Source organism: Phytopseudomonas argentinensis, assembly GCF_900113905.1.
GTDB lineage: Bacteria > Pseudomonadota > Gammaproteobacteria > Pseudomonadales > Pseudomonadaceae > Aquipseudomonas > Aquipseudomonas argentinensis.
In genome coordinates, this window is record NZ_FORC01000004.1 from 481,799 (window position 1) to 498,151 (window position 16,353).

Consider the following 16,353-nt stretch of genomic DNA (forward strand, 5'->3'; position numbering starts at 1 on the left):
GCGACTGTCACTCTGACTGCTCGCCTTCTTCGAGCTGCTGCACATCCCAGCCACCGCCCAACGCGGCGATCAGTTGCACGCTGGCGGTCAGGCGGCTGCCCAGTAGCGTGAGGGCGGTGCGCTCGTTGTTAAGGGCCGTGGCCTGCACGTTGACCACGCTGTTGTAGTCCACGGTGCCGGCGCGGTACTGGTTGTCGATCAGGCGCAGGGACTCACGGGCCGCTTCCAGCGCCTGGGCCTGCACTTCGGCCTCGCGGCCCAGCACGCGCTGCTGCACCAGGTAATCCTCGACTTCGCGGAAGCTGTCGAGCACCGCCTGGCGGTACTGCGCCACGGTCTGGTCGTAGGCCGCTTCGACCCGCTCGCTTTCGGCGCTGCGCCGGCCGCCGTCGAACAGGGTCAGAGCCAGCTGCGGCCCCACCGACCAGAAGCGGTTCGGCAGGTTGATCCAGTCGGCGAAACTGCTGCCGCGGTAGCCGCCCGTGGCGGACAGGGTCAGGTCAGGAAACCAGGCGGCCTTGGCCACTCCGATCTCGGCATTGGCGGAAATCACCCGGCGCTCGGCCGCCGCCACGTCCGGGCGCCGCTCCAGCAGCTCGGATGGCACGCTGGCCGGCACCTCGGGCAGTGTCGGCAGGCTTTCACGACGGGCGATACTGACCTCACTGGGCGGCACGCCGATCAGCACGGCAATGGCATGTTCGAGTTGCGCGCGCTGCCACTGCAGGTCGATGGCCTGGGCTTCGGTGCTGCGCAGCTGGGTCAGTGCCTGGGCAACGTCGGAGCGCGGTACGATGCCGGCGCGGTACTGGTTCTCGGTCAGGCGCAGCGAACGCTGGTAGGCCGCGACCGTAGCGTCGAGCAGGCGCTGCTGCTCGTCCAGTACGCGCAATTGCAGGTAGCTCTGCACCAGCTCGGACTGCAGGCTCAGGCGCACCGCGGCCAGGTCTGCCGCGCTGGCTTCGAAGGCGGCACGGTTGGATTCCAGGCCACGGCGCAGCTTGCCCCACACGTCCAGCTCCCAGCTGGCGTTGAGGCTCAGGTCGTAGTTCTTGCTGATGCTCGACGAGTTGCCGCCGCCAATGGCGATGCCGTCGACGCTGCGCAGGGTGCTGTCACCACCACCCTGCCCGGCCCGGGTCACGCCGGCGCTGGTCGACAGGGTCGGGAAGAAGGCGGCACGGCCGCTGCGCAGCAAGGCCCGGGCCTGGCGGTATTGGGCTTCGGAGGCGGCCAGGTTCTGGTTGGAAACGTTGAGGCGACCGACCAGGGCATTGAGCTCGCCGTCACCGTACAGCTCCCACCAGGCGCCACGTGCCAGGGCATCGGCCGGCACGGCGGCCTTCCAGCCTTCGGCCTGTTTGAAGGCTGTCGGCGTGCTGATGTCCGGGCGCTGGTAATCGGGCCCGATGGCGCAACCGGCCAGGGCAACGCTGAGCGCCAGCAGACAGAGGGTTCGACGGGAGGCAAAAGTCATAGAGGCGTTTCCAGAGCGGCATCGGTACGCACGCCACGCCAGCGGTTGACCCGGTGGCGCAGGCGGTCGAGATAGAGGTAGACCACAGGCGTGGTGTAAAGCGTGAGGATCTGGCTGAGAATCAGCCCGCCGACGATGGTGATACCCAGCGGCTGGCGCATTTCCGAGCCCTCGGCGCTGCCGAGCATCAACGGCAAGGCGCCGAGCAGCGCCGCCAGGGTGGTCATCATGATCGGTCGGAAGCGCAGCAGGCAGGCGCGGCGGATCGATTCGGCCGGGCTCAGGTGTTCGTGGCGCTCGAGCTGCAGCGCCAGGTCGATCATCAGAATGGCATTCTTCTTCACCACACCGATCAGCAGAAACAGCCCCAGCAACGAGATCAGGCTGAACTCGGTATTGAGCAACTGCAGCGCCAGCAGCGCACCGACACCCGCCGAGGGCAGCGTGGAAAGGATGGTCAGCGGGTGCACGTAGCTCTCGTAGAGCACGCCGAGCACGATATACACCACCACCAGCGACATCAGGATCATCCACGGCTGGTTCTTCTGCGTCTGCTGGAACGCGCCACCCGTGCCGCCCAGCATGCCCTGCACTTCGGTTGGCAACGCGATGAGCGCCACCGCGCGATTGATGGCGCGGGTCGCCTGGTCGAGGCTGACGCCTTCAGCCAGGGAAAAGCCGATGTTCTCCACGGCGAACTGGCCCTGGTGGCTGATGCGGTCGTCTTCCAGGCTGTTTTCCCAGTGGGCGATGGCCGACAACGGCACACGCGCGCCGTCCGCGGTGATCAGCTGGATCTGCGCCAGGGCCTCGGGGCTCTGGGCGTAGCGCGGGTTGATTTCCATCACCACGCTGTACTGGTTGAGGCTGTCGTAGATGGTGGAAATCTGCCGCTGGCTGAAGGCGTTGTTGAGCACGCCAGTGACCAGGCTCATGTCCACGCCGAGGCGCTTGGCCTCGTCGCGGTCGACCACCAGGCGAATCTGCGGCGCACCGCCGTCTTCGGTGGCATCGATATCGGTCAGCTCGGGCAATGCACGCAGTGCCTCGCGCACCTTGGGCAGCCACTCGCGCAGGGCGTCCAGGTCGCCGGACATCAGCATGTATTCGTTTTCCGAGCTGCGACCCTGGCGGCCGCCGACCTGCAGGTCCTGATCGGGCATCAGGAACATCCGCCCGCCGGGAATCTTCGGCACTTCCTTGCGCAGGCGGTCGATCACCTGCTGGGCCGATATGTCGCGTTCGGCGATCGGCTTGAGGCGCACGATGATGATGGCGTTGTTGATGCCGCTGTTGCCGCCGATAAAGCCCGCCACGCTCTCCACCGCCGGGTCGGCGAGAATCGCCCGGCGGTAGGCTTCCATCTTCGGCTGCATGACCTGGAAAGACAGGCCGTTGTCGCCGCGGATAAAGCCCATCAACTGGCCGGTATCCTGCTGCGGCATGAAGGTCTTGGGCACGCTGACGAACAGGAACACGTTGAGGGCGATGGTGGCGAACAGGCTGATCAGCATCAGCAGCGAGTGGCGCAGCGCCCAGTCCAGGCTGCGTTCGTAGCCGCGCACGATGCGCGCGCCGATCCGCTCCAGGCACCCCGGCTCGCGGGCTTGCTCTTTGGGCTCGGGCTTGAGCCAGCGCGCGCAGAGCATCGGCGTGAGCGTCAGCGACACCACCAGGGAGATGACGATGGCCACCGCCAGGGTGATGGAGAACTCGCGGAATAATCGCTCCACCAGCCCGCCCATGAACAATATGGAAAGAAACACCGCCACCAGCGAGACGTTCATCGACAGCAGGGTGAAACCCACCTCGCGGGCGCCCTTGAAGGCCGCCGCCATGGGCGTTTCGCCGGCCTCGATATGCCGGCTGATGTTCTCCAGCACCACGATGGCGTCGTCCACCACCAGGCCGGTGGCGATGATCAACGCCATCAGCGACAGATTGTTCAGCGAGAAGCCGAGCAGGTACATGGCCGCGAACGAGCCGACCAGCGACACCGGTACCGCCAGGGCGGGAATCAGCGCCGCACGCCAGCGGCGCAGGAAGGCGAACACCACCAGAATCACCAGAACTACGGCGATCAGCAAGGTATGTTCGGCCTCCTTGAGGGTGGCACGGATCACTGGCGAGCGATCCATGGCCACTTCCAGGTTGGCGCTGGCCGGAATCACGCTGCGCAGCTCCGGCAGCAAGGTGCGGATACCGGCAACGGTCTCGATGATGTTCGCCCCGCTCTGCCGGTTCACCACTACCAGCACGGCCTGCTTGTCGTTGTAGAAACCGCTGTTGTAACGGTCCTGAACGCCGTCGGTGACCTGGGCGACATCGCCCAGGCGGATCGCCGCGCCATCCCGGTAGCGGATGATCATCGGCACGTAGTCGGCGGCGCGCTCGAGCTGGTCGCTGGCCTGCACCTGCCAGTGGCGCCCGGCGTCCTCGACCGCACCCTTGGGGCGCTTGGCGTTGGCGGCGGCGATGGTCGAACGCACATCGTCCAGCGCCACGCCGTACTGGTCGAGCAGGCGTGGCTCCAGGGCCACGCGCACGGCCGGCAGCGAACTGCCGCCGATCTGCACCTCACCCACGCCGGTGACCTGGGACAGCTTCTGGCCGACGATGGTCGACGCCACGTCGTACAGCTGGCCCTTGTCGAGCACGCTGGAGGTCAGCGACAGCACCATGATCGGCGCCTGGGACGGGTTGATCTTGCGGTAGGTGGGCATGCTGCGCATGCCGCTGGGCAGCAGCTCGCGCGAAGCGTTGATGGCCGCCTGCACTTCCCGCGCCGCGGCGTTGATGTCACGGTCCAGATCGAACTCGATCATGATCCGCGTATTGCCCTGGCTGCTGTTGCTGTTCATCTGGCTGACGCCGGCGATGGCGCCCAGCGAGCGCTCCAGCGGCGTGGCCACGGTGGCCGCCATCACCTGGGGGCTGGCCCCGGGCAGGCTGGCCTGCACGGTGATCACCGGAAAATCCATGTTGGGCAGCGGCGCCACCGGCAGCAGGCCGAAGCTGACGCCACCGAGCAGCATGATCGCCAGGCTCAGCAGCAGTGTGGCCACCGGGCGGCGGATGAAGGGTGCCGAAAGATTCATGCGCTCGGCACACCCGCCGCGCTGCGGCCACTCAAACGCCGCGCCAGGCGGTCGAAGTACAGGTAGATCACCGGCGTGGTGAACAGCGTGAGGATCTGGCTGAGCAGCAGCCCGCCGACCATCACCAGGCCCAGGGGCTGACGCAGCTCGGCGCCGGAGCCGGAAGCGAGCATCAGCGGGATGGCGCCGAACAGCGCCGCCAGGGTGGTCATCAGGATCGGCCGGAAACGCAGCAGCGCCGCCTGGAAGATCGCCTCATGGGGCGTCATGCCCTGGCGGCGCTCGGCGTCTAGGGCGAAGTCGATCATCATGATGGCGTTCTTCTTGACGATGCCGATCAACAGGATGATGCCGATGATCGCGATCAGCCCCAGATCGTTGCCGGTCAGCAGCAGCGCCAGCAAGGCGCCGACGCCGGCCGACGGCAGGGTCGAGAGAATGGTGATCGGGTGGATGTAGCTCTCGTAGAGTACGCCCAGCACGATGTACATGGTGACGATGGCGGCCAGGATCAGCAGCAGCGTCGACGACAGCGAGGCGCGGAACGCCTCGGCAGCGCCCTGGAAGTTGACCTGCACGCTGACCGGCATCTCGATCTCCTGCTGCACGCGCTCGATCACCGCCACCGCGTCGCCCAGGGCTACGCCGGGGCTGAGGTTGAAGGACAACGTGGCCGCCGGGAACTGGCCGATATGGTTGATCAACAGGCTCGCTGCGCGCTCCTCGACCTGGGCCAGCGACGACAGTGGCACCTGCTTGCCGTCGGCCGTGGCCACGTGAATCTGGCGCAGCGCGGCCGGCCCGATGCTGCCGCCATTGGCGCTCTCCAGCACCACGCGGTACTGGCTGGCCTGGGTGTAGATGGTGGAGATCTGCCGCTGGCCAAAGGCGTCGTACAGCGCATCGTCGATATTGGCGACACTCACGCCCAGACGCCCGGCCATGTCACGGTCGATGTTCAGGTACACCTGCAGGCCCCGGCTCTGCAGATCGCTGGTCACGTCGCTGAGCTCGGGCTGCTGGCGCAGCGCCTCGACCAGCTTCGCCGACCAGGTTTCCAGCAGGGCCGGATCCGGCGACTCCAGGCTGAACTGGAACTGGGTACGGCTGACCCGATCCTCGATGGACAGATCCTGCACCGGCTGCATGAACAGCTCGATACCCGACAGCTTGGCGAGTTCCGGGCGCAGCCGCTCGATCACTTCGCTGGCACTCACCTCGCGCTCGGCATGGGGCGTGAGGTTGATCAGCATGCGCCCGCTGTTGAGGGTCGGGTTGTCGCCGTCGACGCCTATGTAGGACGACAGGCTGGCCACCGCCGGATCCTTGAGGATCACGTCGGCCAGGCGCTGCTGGCGCTCGCTCATGGCGCTGAAGGAAATCGACTGCGGCGCCTCGGAAATGCCCTGGATAACCCCGGTGTCCTGCACCGGGAAGAAGCCCTTGGGCACCGCCAGGTAGAGCACCACGGTCAGGGCCATGGTGCCGATGGCCACCAGCAGGGTCAGCGGCTGGTGGCGCAGCACCCAGCGCAGGCCCACCGAATAGCGCTCGATCATGCGGTCGATAACGGCCCCGGCGCCGCGGTAGAAACGCCCCTGTTCGGCTTCCGGCTCGTGCCTGAGCAGGCGCGCGCACATCATCGGCGTGAGGGTCAGGGAGATCACCAGGGAAATCAGGATGGCCACCGCCAGGGTGATGGCGAACTCGCGGAACAGCCGCCCCACCACATCGGCCATGAACAGCAGCGGGATCAACACGGCGATCAGCGACAGGGTCAGCGACACCAGGGTAAAGCCGATCTGCCGGGCGCCCTTGAGTGCGGCGTTGAACGGTGTTTCACCCTCCTCCAGATGGCGGGCGATGTTCTCCAGCATGACGATGGCGTCGTCGACCACGAAACCGGTGGCGATGGTCAGCGCCATCAATGTCAGGTTGTTGACCGTGAAACCGGCCAGGTACATCACCCCGAAGGTGCCGATCAGCGACAGCGGCACCACCACCGAGGGAATCAGCGTGGCCGACACCTTGCGCAGGAACAGGAAGGTGACCATCACCACCAGGGCAATGGCCAGCATCAGCTCGTGCTGTACGTCGCGTACCGCAGCGCGGATGGTCTGGGTACGGTCGGTAAGCACCGTCACCTCGACGCTGGCCGGCAGGCCCTGGGTCAGATTGGGCAGCAGGGTCTGGATGCGGTCGACCACATCGATGACGTTGGCGCCCGGTTGGCGCTGCACGTTGACCAGCACCGCGCTGTTGCGGTTGGCCCAGGCGGCCAGGCGCTGATTCTCGGCACCGTCGACGATCTGCGCCACATCGCCCAGGCGCAGCGCTGCGCCATTGGCGTAGGTGAGGATCAGGTCGCGGTATTCGTCGGCCGAACGCAACTGGTCGTTGGCATCGAGCTGGGCCACCCGCGTCGGGCCGTCGAAGTTGCCCTTGGGCTGGTTGACGTTGCTGGCGTTGATCAGCGTGCGCACGTCGGAGAGATTCAGGCCGTAGGCCGCCAGGGCCTCGGGGTTGACGCGGATACGCACCGCCGGGCGCTGGCCGCCGGCCAGCGACACCAGGCCAACACCGGTGGTTTGCGCAAGCTTCTGGGCCAGGCGGGTGTCGACCAGGTCGTTGACCTGGGGCAGCGGCAGTTCCTTGGAGGTCACCGCCAGGGTCAGCACCGGCGTGTCGGCCGGGTTGACCTTGCTGTACACCGGCGGCGCAGGCAGATCGTTGGGCAGCAGGTTGGTGGCGCCATTGATCGCCGCCTGCACTTCCTGCTCGGCGACATCCAGCTGCACTTCCAGGTTGAAGCGCAGGGTGATCACCGAGGCGCCGCCGGAGCTGGTCGACGACATCTGCTGCAGGCCGGCCATCTGCCCGAACTGGCGCTCCAGCGGCGCGGTCACCGCGCTGGTCATCACGTCCGGGCTGGCGCCCGGATACAGAGTCATCACGCGGATGGTCGGGTAGTCCACCTCGGGCAATGCCGAGACCGGCAACAGCCGATAGGCGATCACACCACTGAGGAAGATCGCCAGCATGATCAGCGTGGTGGCGACCGGTCGCAGGATGAACAGGCGAGAAACGTTCATGAAGCGCTACGCACCCGCGGCGCGGCTTCCCCGGTGGCGGGCGGCTCGCTGGTGCCTTCGCCGATCACTTCCACCTTGTTGCCGTCGCGCAGGCGGTCGGTGCCCTCGACCACGACCCGCTCGCCCGCCGCGACGCCCTCCTCGATCACCGTGAACTCGCCATCGCTGGGGCCGACCTTGATCTGCCGTACCTGCACCTTGTCTTCGCCATCGATGACGTAGGCGAAAGTACCGCTGGACCCGAACTGCACGGCCGCCACCGGCACCAGCAAGGCGTCGTTACGTACCGAGACCTGCAGGCGGGCATTGACGAACTGGTTGGGGAACAGCATCTCGTCGGCGTTCTCGAAGCGCGCCTTGAGCTTGACCGTGCCGGTGGCGGTATCGATCTGGTTGTCCAGGCTTTCCAGCACGCCTTCTGCCAGCTGCAGCTTTTCGCCGCGATCCCAGGCCTGCACCACCAGCTTCTGATCGGCGCGCACCTGTTTGACGACAGCAGGCAGCTCGCCTTCGGGCAAGGTGAACATCACGGAAATCGGCCGCGTCTGGGTGATCACCACGATGGGGTCGGTATCGCCGGAGGCGACCAGATTACCCAGGTCGACCTGGCGGATACCCAGGCGGCCATCGATGGGCGCACGCACCTTGGTGAAGTCCAGATTGAGCTTGGCTTCGGCCACCGCGGCCTGGTTGTTCTGCAGCGTACCGCGGTACTGGCCGACCAGCGCTTCCTGGGTGTCCAGGGTCTGGCGGGCGATGGAGTCTTCCTTGAACAGGCCGCGATACAACGCCAGATCCTTTTCGGCCGCGCGCAGCTGAGCCTGGTTCTGGGCCAGGGTGCCCTGGGCCTGTTGCAGGGCGATCTGGTAAGGGCGCGGGTCGATCTGCACCAGCACGTCACCAGCCTTGACCGGCTGGCCGTCCTTGAACAGCACCTGCGTCAGTTGGCCATCGACGCGGGCACGCACATTGGCGGTGTTGTAGGCGGTGACCGTTCCCAGGGCCTTGAGCACGATGGGGAAGTCACGGGATTCGACCTGGGCGATGCGCACCGGCACATTGTCGAACCCCCAGCCCGGCATGCCCTGCGGCTCGCTTTTGGCCGGCCAGAACCACCAGATCAACACGATGATCAACACCAGCAAGAGCAGGCCGATAAACCACTGGCGTTTGAAGAATGGGGTGCTGGACGTTGTGTTTACTTCGGACATGAGCCAATCGCTTCCTGTGAGGAGCGTGAACGATAAGCACTCCTCGGCATGAAGCAAAGCCTCTTTACCGGCTATTTACCTCCACACATGCATTTAAGTGGTAAATGCCTCGGATCGAGACTGTTAGCGGCTCTGTTTCGCGCTCATCAGGCGTGGCGGATGTATTGCCTGGCGCGGCGGTGCGCACCAAGGTCTGTTGCCGTGTCAACGCGAGCCGCGTTGCCACAGGCAACAGCAAAGCCCCTAGAGCACCACCTGATGTTCGGCCTGACCCTGAGCAGGTAGGTCCACGGCGAACAGCTTGCCGGCGTGGGGTTCGGCAGCGAGCTGGTCATCCTGCAGACCATCACGCGCGGAAGTGACGAACAGCGTCGACAGGTTGGGGCCGCCGAACCCGGGGCAGGATATCTGCGAGGCGGGAAAGGCCACGGCCTGCAGGAACTGGCCGTTGCTGTCGTAGCAGGCCACTCGCGATGCGCCCCATTGCGCACTCCACAGCCGCCCCTGAGCGTCGACCACGGCGCCATCGGGATTGACGCCCGCCACCCGGCAATCGATGAACGGCTGGGCCTCGCCCTGGGGCCAGCCATGCTGCTCGTCCAGCGCCTGGCGCCAGATCTGCTGGCGATCGGTATCGGCGAAGTAGGCGAAGCGCCGATCCGGCGAGAAGCAGATGGCATTGCTGATGGTGATGTCGGCGAACAGGCGGCGCAGCTCGCCCCGGTAATAGCGATAGATGGCACCGGCCTGGGGCTGGGCTTCGAGGCCCATGGTGCCGATCCAGAAGCCGCCCCAGGGGTCGGCGCGGCCATCGTTGGAACGGGTCAGCGGGTTGTCCGCCTCCAGGGCGCAGATCGGCTCACGCGCCCCGCTGCGCAAGTCGAAGATCGACAGCGCGGTTTCGCTGGCCATCAACAGGCGCTCGTCGTCGATCCAACCGGCGGCGGAGGCGCGCTCGTCGAGCGCCCATTCCAGCGGCTGCCCCTGGTGCTGGCTGAGCAGCCGGCGGCCGAGGATATCGAACCAGAACAGCTGCTCACGCCGCGGGTGCCAGAGTACGCCCTCGCCCAGGGCGCAGGCCCGTGAATCGGCGATACGTGCGGTGGTGCTGCCGTGGGGGTTTGCAGCCATGTCTAGGTGCCTCCTCGAATCTGCTGGTGGGCAGCCGCCAGGCCGGCCAGGGTGACCTGCTCGGCGCCCAGGGTCTGCGCCGCGATGTTTAGGGTCGCCAGTGCATGACGATAGCGCTCGGCCGCTTCGCCATCACCGATTACACAGACCGGCAGGCCCTGCCAGCGTTCAGGCAATCCGGCCAGCTCCTGGCCGATCAGCAGGCCGGACAAGCGCGAACGCGCAGCCCCTGGCGCCAGGCCTTCGAGCAGGCTCTCGGCGCGCAGACCGAACAGCGTGCCCAGTAGCGGGCGCTCGGCGGCGCGCAGGCCCATGTCGAACGCCGGTAGCTCCAAAGGCCCATCTCCCTGCATGCCATGGCGCAGCACCGACTGCCCGCTGAGCAGCGCGAACAGCTCGCCGGTCATGAAGGTCTGGAAGCCGAGCACCTGCCCCTCCCGCACCTCGGCCCATTTGCTGTGGGTACCGGGCAGGCAGACCAGGCCGTGATAGTCCGGTCGCGCGGCCAACAGGCCGGCGATCTGGGTTTCCTCGCCACGTAGCACATCGGCCGGCGCACGCTGGCACAGCCCTGGGATGATCGACACGCGCAGCCGCTTATCGCTTACCTCGGGTCGGATCACCTGCGCCATGGCCTGAGGTGCACAGGGCACCTCGGCATAGGGCGCCTCACGCCAGCCCTGACGCGCACCGACCATGCCGCAGGCGACCACCTCGGTGACACGCGCGGCATCCAGCCAGCCATCGATCAGTTCCAGCAACGCGCCTTCGAACTGATCCACTGCCAGGCTGCCCATGCCACGCGCGGAGGCGGCGTGCTGCAGCACCTCGCCGCTGCCCGATAGCGCCCAGGCACGCAATTGCGTGGTGCCCCAGTCGACCGCGATCCAGCTGACCTCGCTCATGTACTGCCCTCTTCCGGTCAATGACTGTCTTTGGGAATACCGGCGCCTCGGCAACCCTTGAGGAAGTCGAAATCCGCGCCGCTGTCAGCACCCTCCACGTGGTCATGGAACAGCTTGATATAGCCACTGGTCGGCGCCTCGACGGTCGGCTTCCATTCGGCCAGGCGCTGGCGCAGCTCTTCATCGGGGATGTCCAGGTGAATGCGCCGGGCCTCCACGTCGAGTTCGATCATGTCGCCATTGCGCACCACCGCCAGCGGGCCACCGGCCGCCGCTTCCGGCGTGGTGTGCAGCACCACGGTGCCGTAGGCGGTACCGGACATCCGCGCATCGGAGATGCGCACCATATCGGTGATGCCCTTGCGCAACACCTTTGGCGGCAGGCCCATGTTGCCCACTTCGGCCATGCCCGGATAGCCGCGCGGACCACAGTTCTTCAGCACCATCACGCAGTTCTCGTCGATATCCAGGCTTTCGTCGTTGATCTTCGCCTTGTAGTCGTCGATATCCTCGAACACCACGGCGCGGCCACGGTGCTGCATCAGGTGTGGCGAAGCCGCAGAGGGCTTGAGCACCGCACCCCGCGGCGCCAGGTTGCCGCGCAGCACGGCGATGCCGCCCTTGGCGGTAAGTGCCTTGTCCACCGGGCGAATGACGTCTTCATTCCAGTTGCGAACGTCCTTGACCTCCTCCCAGATGGTTTCCCCGGAGACGGTCAGCGCGCCTTTATGCAGCTTGCCGCCCTCGCCGAGCATGCGAATCACCACCGGCAGGCCGCCGGCGTAGAAGAACTCTTCCATCAGGTATTTGCCCGAGGGCATCAGGTTGACGATGGTCGGGATGTCCTGACCGAGACGGTCCCAGTCATCCAGGGTCAGGTCGACGCCGACGCGCCCAGCGATGGCCAGCAGGTGGATCACCGCGTTGGTCGAGCCGCCGATGCTGCCGTTGACGCGGATGGCGTTCTCGAACGCCTGGCGGGTCATGATGTCTGACGGCTTCAGGTCGTCCTTGACCATCTGCACGATGCGCCGCCCGGTCAGATGGGCGACCACCCGGCGACGGCTGTCCACCGCCGGAATCGCCGCATTGCCGGACAGCGCCATGCCCAAGGCCTCGGCCATGCTGGCCATGGTGCTGGCGGTGCCCATGGTGTTGCACGAGCCCGGCGAACGGGACATCGACTGCTCGGCCTCGAGAAAGTCCTCGCGGCTCATCTTGCCGGCCTTGATGTCCTCGGACATCTGCCAAAGCGCGGTTCCCGAACCGACCCGCTCGCCACGGAACCAGCCGTTGAGCATCGGCCCGCCGGACACCACGATGGCCGGAATGTCGACGCTGGCCGCGCCCATCAGCAACGCCGGGGTGGTCTTGTCGCAGCCGGCCAGCAGCACCACGCCGTCCAGAGGGTTGGCGCGCAGCGCTTCTTCGACGTCCATCGCCGCCATGTTGCGGTACATCATCGCGGTCGGGCGCAGCGAGCTTTCCCCGGCCGAGAACACCGGGAACTCCAGCGGCAAGCCGCCGGCTTCGTAAATGCCGTGCTTGACGCGCTCGGCCAGGTCACGCAGGTGGGCGTTGCAGGGCGTCAGCTGCGACCAGGTGTTGCAGATGCCGATCACCGGGCGGCCGTCGAACAGGTCGGCCGGCAGGCCCTGGTTCTTCATCCAGCTGCGATGGTAGATGTGGTCCCGCGAGTTGCCGCCGAACCATTCGGTGGAACGCAGCTTGCGCGGCCAGACTGCCGGTTTGAAGGTGCTCATACCCAACCCCCATCAACGATGAAATTCTGCGCGGTGCACATCGCCGCCGCGTCGGATGCCAGGAACAGCGCCATGTCGGCGATATGCTCGGGCAGCAACTGGCCGGGCATGCACTGGTTCTGACGAATCTGTTCCTTGGCCGTTTCGTCGACCCACATGGCCAGCTGCTTGTCGGTCATCACCCAGCCAGGCACCAGGGTATTGACGCGAATACGGTCCTTGCCCAGATCCCGCGCCAGGCCACGGGTCAGCCCGTGGGTGGCAGCCTTGCTCGCCGCGTACACCGGGTAGCCGGCCGAGGCCATCATCCAGCCCACCGAGCCGAAGTTGATGATCGCGCCGCCGCCGGCCTGGCGCATCATCGGCACCACCGCCTGGGTGGCGAAGGTGGCGTGGCGCAGGTTGACCGCGATCAGCTCGTCGAAACGCTCCACGCTGATCGAATCCAGGGCGTGGCGCACATCGTTGGCGGCGTTGTTGAGCAGCGCGGTGATCGGCCCGAACTGTTCGGCGACCTTGTGGATCGCCGCCTGGTAGGCCTTGATATCGGTGATGTCGCAGCGCAGGAACAGCACCTGGTGCCCCGCCTCGTTCAGCTCGCTGGCCAGGGCCTTGCCGTGCTTGTCGTCGATGTCGACGAAGGCGGTACGCGCGCCCTGCTTGGCAAACGCCGTGACCAGGGCGCGGCCGATGCCGGTGGCGCCACCGGAAATCAGCACGGTGCGCCCGGCCAGGTCGGCGTACACCGCCTTGCCTGATGTTTGATTGTGGCTATTCATGGCCTGTTACCTCGTGTTCATCCCGCGGCGCCCGGCTGTGCCCGGCGCCCGCGGTACTGCGGAAAAGATGGTGGCGACGACCGAGCGTCTCTTAACGGGACTTGCTCTTGTTCACCACATCGAAAATCACCGCGGCCAGCAGCACCAGGCCCTTGATCACCTGCTGCCATTCGATGCCGATGCCGAGGATCGACATGCCGTTGTTCATCACGCCCATGATCAGCGCACCGATCACCGCGCCGATGATCTTGCCGACGCCGCCGGACATCGACGCGCCGCCAATGAACACCGCGGCGATCACGTCCAGCTCGAAGGACACGCCGGCCTTTGGCGTGGCAGTGTTGAGGCGCGCGGCGAAGATCAGCCCGGCCAGGGCCGCGAGCATGCCCATGTTGACGAAGGCGAAGAAGGTCAGCCGTTCGGTGTTGATGCCCGACAGCTTGGCCGCCTTGACGTTGCCGCCGATGGCGTAGATGCGCCGGCCCAGCGTGGTGCGGTTGGTCAGGAAGGTGTAGGCGCTGATCAGCATGGCCATGATGATCAGCACGTTCGGCAGGCCGCGGTAGGTGGCCAGCAGGTACGCGATGTAGACGATGGCACCGGCGATCAGCAGGTTCTTGGCGACGAAGAACGGCGCAGGCTCATCGACGATGCCATAGCGCTTGGCGCGGCGACGGGCACGCACCGCCAGGTAGATGATCAGCCCGGCAGCGAACAGGCCCAGCACGATGGCCGTCACATTGGGTTTGCCGACCCCGAAGATGTCCGGGATGAAGCCGTTGCTCATCAGCTGGAAACTGCTCGAGAACGGGCCGATCGACTGGCCATCGAGCACGGCCAGGGTCAGGCCACGAAACACCAGCATGCCGGCCAGGGTGACGATGAACGAGGGGATCTGCCAGTAGGCGATCCAGTAGCCCTGGGCCGCGCCGATCAGGCAGCCCATCAGCAGGCAGACGGGAACCACCAGCGAAGTCGACCAGCCCCACTGCACCATCATCACCGCCGCCGCCGCGCCGACGAAACCGACCACCGACCCCACCGACAGGTCGATGTGCCCGGAGACGATGACCAGCAGCATGCCCAGGGCCATGATGATGATGTAGCTGTTCTGCAGCAGCAGGTTGGTGAGGTTGACCGGGCGCATCAGCGTGCCGTCGGTGAGCACCTCGAACAGCGCCATGATGACCACCAGGGTCAGCAGCATGCCGTAGTCGCGAACGTGACTCTTCATGTGGCCCAGCAGCGAGGGTCGCGCCACCTGCTGGGTTTGAGCCGGTTGGGTGTTGTTATCCATTGGGTTGTCCTCTCACGCCTTGACGATCATCGACATGATCTTTTCCTGGCTCGCTTCTTCGCGTGCCAGTTCGCCCAGGAAGGCGCCTTCGTTCATTACGTAAATGCGGTCGCACATGCCCAGCAGCTCGGGCATCTCCGACGAAATGATGATCACGCCCTTGCCGTCGGCAGCGAGCTGGTTGATCAGGTTGTAGATCTCGAACTTGGCACCCACGTCGATGCCGCGGGTGGGCTCGTCGAGAATCAGCACCTCGGGTTTGGCGAACAGCCATTTGCTGAGCACCACCTTCTGCTGATTGCCGCCGGACAGGTTGAGCACCTTCTGGAACACCCCGGGGGTACGGATATGCAGCGCCTCGCGGTACTCTTCCGAGATGCGCCGCTCCTCGTGCTCGTCGATCACCCCGTGCTTCGACACGCCCGGCAGGTTGGCCAGGGTGGTGTTGCACAGGATGCTTTCGTCGAGCACCAGGCCAAGTTCCTTGCGGTCTTCGGTGACGTAGGCGATGCCGTTGTCGACGGCGCGGCGCACGGTGGATACATCGATTTCCTTGCCGCGCAGGTGCACGGAGCCAGAAATGTTGCGCCCGTAGCTCTTGCCGAACACGCTCATTGCCAGCTCGGTGCGCCCTGCCCCCATCAGCCCGGCGATACCGACCACTTCACCGGCCGCCACGCGCAGGTTGACGTTGCGGATCATCTGCCGGGACGCCGACTCGGGGTGCCAGACGTTCCAGTCGCGGATTTCCAGCAGGGTTTCGCCGATCTGCGGCGTGCGCTCCGGGTAGCGATTCTCCATGTCGCGGCCGACCATGCCGCGAATGATGGTTTCTTCACTGACCGCTTCGGTGTGGCAATCCATGCTGCTCACCGAGGCGCCATCGCGCAGCACCGTGATGCTGTCGGCAACGCGGCTGACTTCGTTGAGCTTGTGGGAAATCAGAATCGAGGAAATGCCCTGGGCGCGGAATTCCAGCAGCAGGTCGAGCAACTTCTGGCTGTCGTTCTCCTGCAGCGCCGCGGTGGGTTCGTCGAGAATCAGCAGCTTGACGTGCTTGGCCAGCGCCTTGGCGATTTCCACCAGTTGCTGCTTGCCGACGCCGAGCTTCTCGACCGGCGTGGTGGCAATCTCGTCGAGGCCAACCTTGTTGAGCAGCCCTTCGGTACGCTGGTACACCTCGGGCCAATCGATCACGCCGTTGCTGGCGATCTCGTTGCCGAGAAACAGGTTCTCGGCAATCGACAACAGCGGCACCAGTGCCAGCTCCTGATGAATGATGATGATGCCTTCGCGCTCGCTGTCGCGGATGCCGCTGCAGGCCAGCGGTTTGCCTTCGTAAATGATCTCGCCGTCGTAGCTACCGTGGGGGTAAACACCACTGAGCACCTTCATCAGGGTCGATTTGCCCGCGCCGTTTTCACCGCACAGGGCATGAATTTCGCCGCGCCGCACCTTGAGGTTGACGTCGTTGAGCGCCTTCACGCCCGGGAACGTCTTGGTGATGCCGCGCATTTCCAGAATGATGTCTTGCTGCATGTCTTTATCCGTCCGCAAGGCACGCGCCAACCGCAGCGGGCGCGCCATGCTCAGGTAAACA

The 16,353-nt window shown here is 65.7% G+C and carries 10 protein-coding genes; all 10 read right to left on the bottom strand.

Going from position 1 to position 16,353, the window contains the following annotated elements:
- Window positions 1–7: 7 nt before the first annotated feature.
- The 10 genes from BM154_RS20080 to mmsA all read right to left on the bottom strand — a co-directional run bounded on the left by BM154_RS20080 (window position 8) and on the right by mmsA (window position 16,292).
- On the bottom strand, window positions 8–1,477 hold the full coding sequence (locus BM154_RS20080) for an efflux transporter outer membrane subunit (protein ID WP_074888393.1): 1,470 nt from the start codon (window positions 1,475–1,477) through the stop codon (window positions 8–10).
- On the bottom strand, window positions 1,474–4,575 hold the full coding sequence (locus tag BM154_RS20085; RefSeq protein ID WP_074888395.1) for an efflux RND transporter permease subunit: 3,102 nt from the start codon (window positions 4,573–4,575) through the stop codon (window positions 1,474–1,476). Before BM154_RS20085 ends, BM154_RS20080 begins: the two co-directional genes overlap by 4 nt.
- Window positions 4,572–7,667 carry an MdtB/MuxB family multidrug efflux RND transporter permease subunit gene (locus BM154_RS20090; RefSeq protein WP_074888398.1) on the bottom strand — a complete coding sequence of 1,032 codons (3,096 nt, stop codon included), beginning with the start codon at window positions 7,665–7,667 and terminating at the stop codon, window positions 4,572–4,574. The genes BM154_RS20085 and BM154_RS20090 overlap by 4 nt, the downstream gene beginning before the upstream one ends.
- Complete coding sequence (locus tag BM154_RS20095) at window positions 7,664–8,878, bottom strand: MdtA/MuxA family multidrug efflux RND transporter periplasmic adaptor subunit (RefSeq protein ID WP_074888401.1); 1,215 nt, start codon at window positions 8,876–8,878, stop codon at window positions 7,664–7,666. The genes BM154_RS20090 and BM154_RS20095 overlap by 4 nt, the downstream gene beginning before the upstream one ends.
- A gap of 243 nt (window positions 8,879–9,121) precedes the next feature.
- Window positions 9,122–10,009, bottom strand: a complete 888-nt coding sequence (locus BM154_RS20100) for an SMP-30/gluconolactonase/LRE family protein (RefSeq protein WP_074888403.1) — start codon at window positions 10,007–10,009, stop codon at window positions 9,122–9,124.
- A gap of 2 nt (window positions 10,010–10,011) precedes the next feature.
- A complete protein-coding gene (locus tag BM154_RS20105) occupies window positions 10,012–10,914 on the bottom strand; it encodes a 2-dehydro-3-deoxygalactonokinase (protein WP_074888406.1) in 903 nt (300 codons plus the stop codon).
- Between the two features lie 17 nt (window positions 10,915–10,931).
- Window positions 10,932–12,677 carry an L-arabinonate dehydratase gene (araD, locus tag BM154_RS20110; protein WP_074888409.1) on the bottom strand — a complete coding sequence of 582 codons (1,746 nt, stop codon included), beginning with the start codon at window positions 12,675–12,677 and terminating at the stop codon, window positions 10,932–10,934.
- Window positions 12,674–13,456 carry an SDR family NAD(P)-dependent oxidoreductase gene (locus BM154_RS20115; RefSeq protein WP_074888412.1) on the bottom strand — a complete coding sequence of 261 codons (783 nt, stop codon included), beginning with the start codon at window positions 13,454–13,456 and terminating at the stop codon, window positions 12,674–12,676. The genes araD and BM154_RS20115 overlap by 4 nt, the downstream gene beginning before the upstream one ends.
- A 91-nt stretch (window positions 13,457–13,547) precedes the next feature.
- Entirely contained in the window at window positions 13,548–14,753 is a 1,206-nt protein-coding gene (mmsB, locus tag BM154_RS20120) for a multiple monosaccharide ABC transporter permease (protein WP_074888415.1), read from the bottom strand.
- A gap of 12 nt (window positions 14,754–14,765) precedes the next feature.
- Window positions 14,766–16,292 (bottom strand): multiple monosaccharide ABC transporter ATP-binding protein, encoded by a 1,527-nt coding sequence (gene mmsA, locus BM154_RS20125; protein ID WP_074888419.1) that lies wholly within the window; start codon window positions 16,290–16,292, stop codon window positions 14,766–14,768.
- Window positions 16,293–16,353 lie beyond the last annotated feature (61 nt).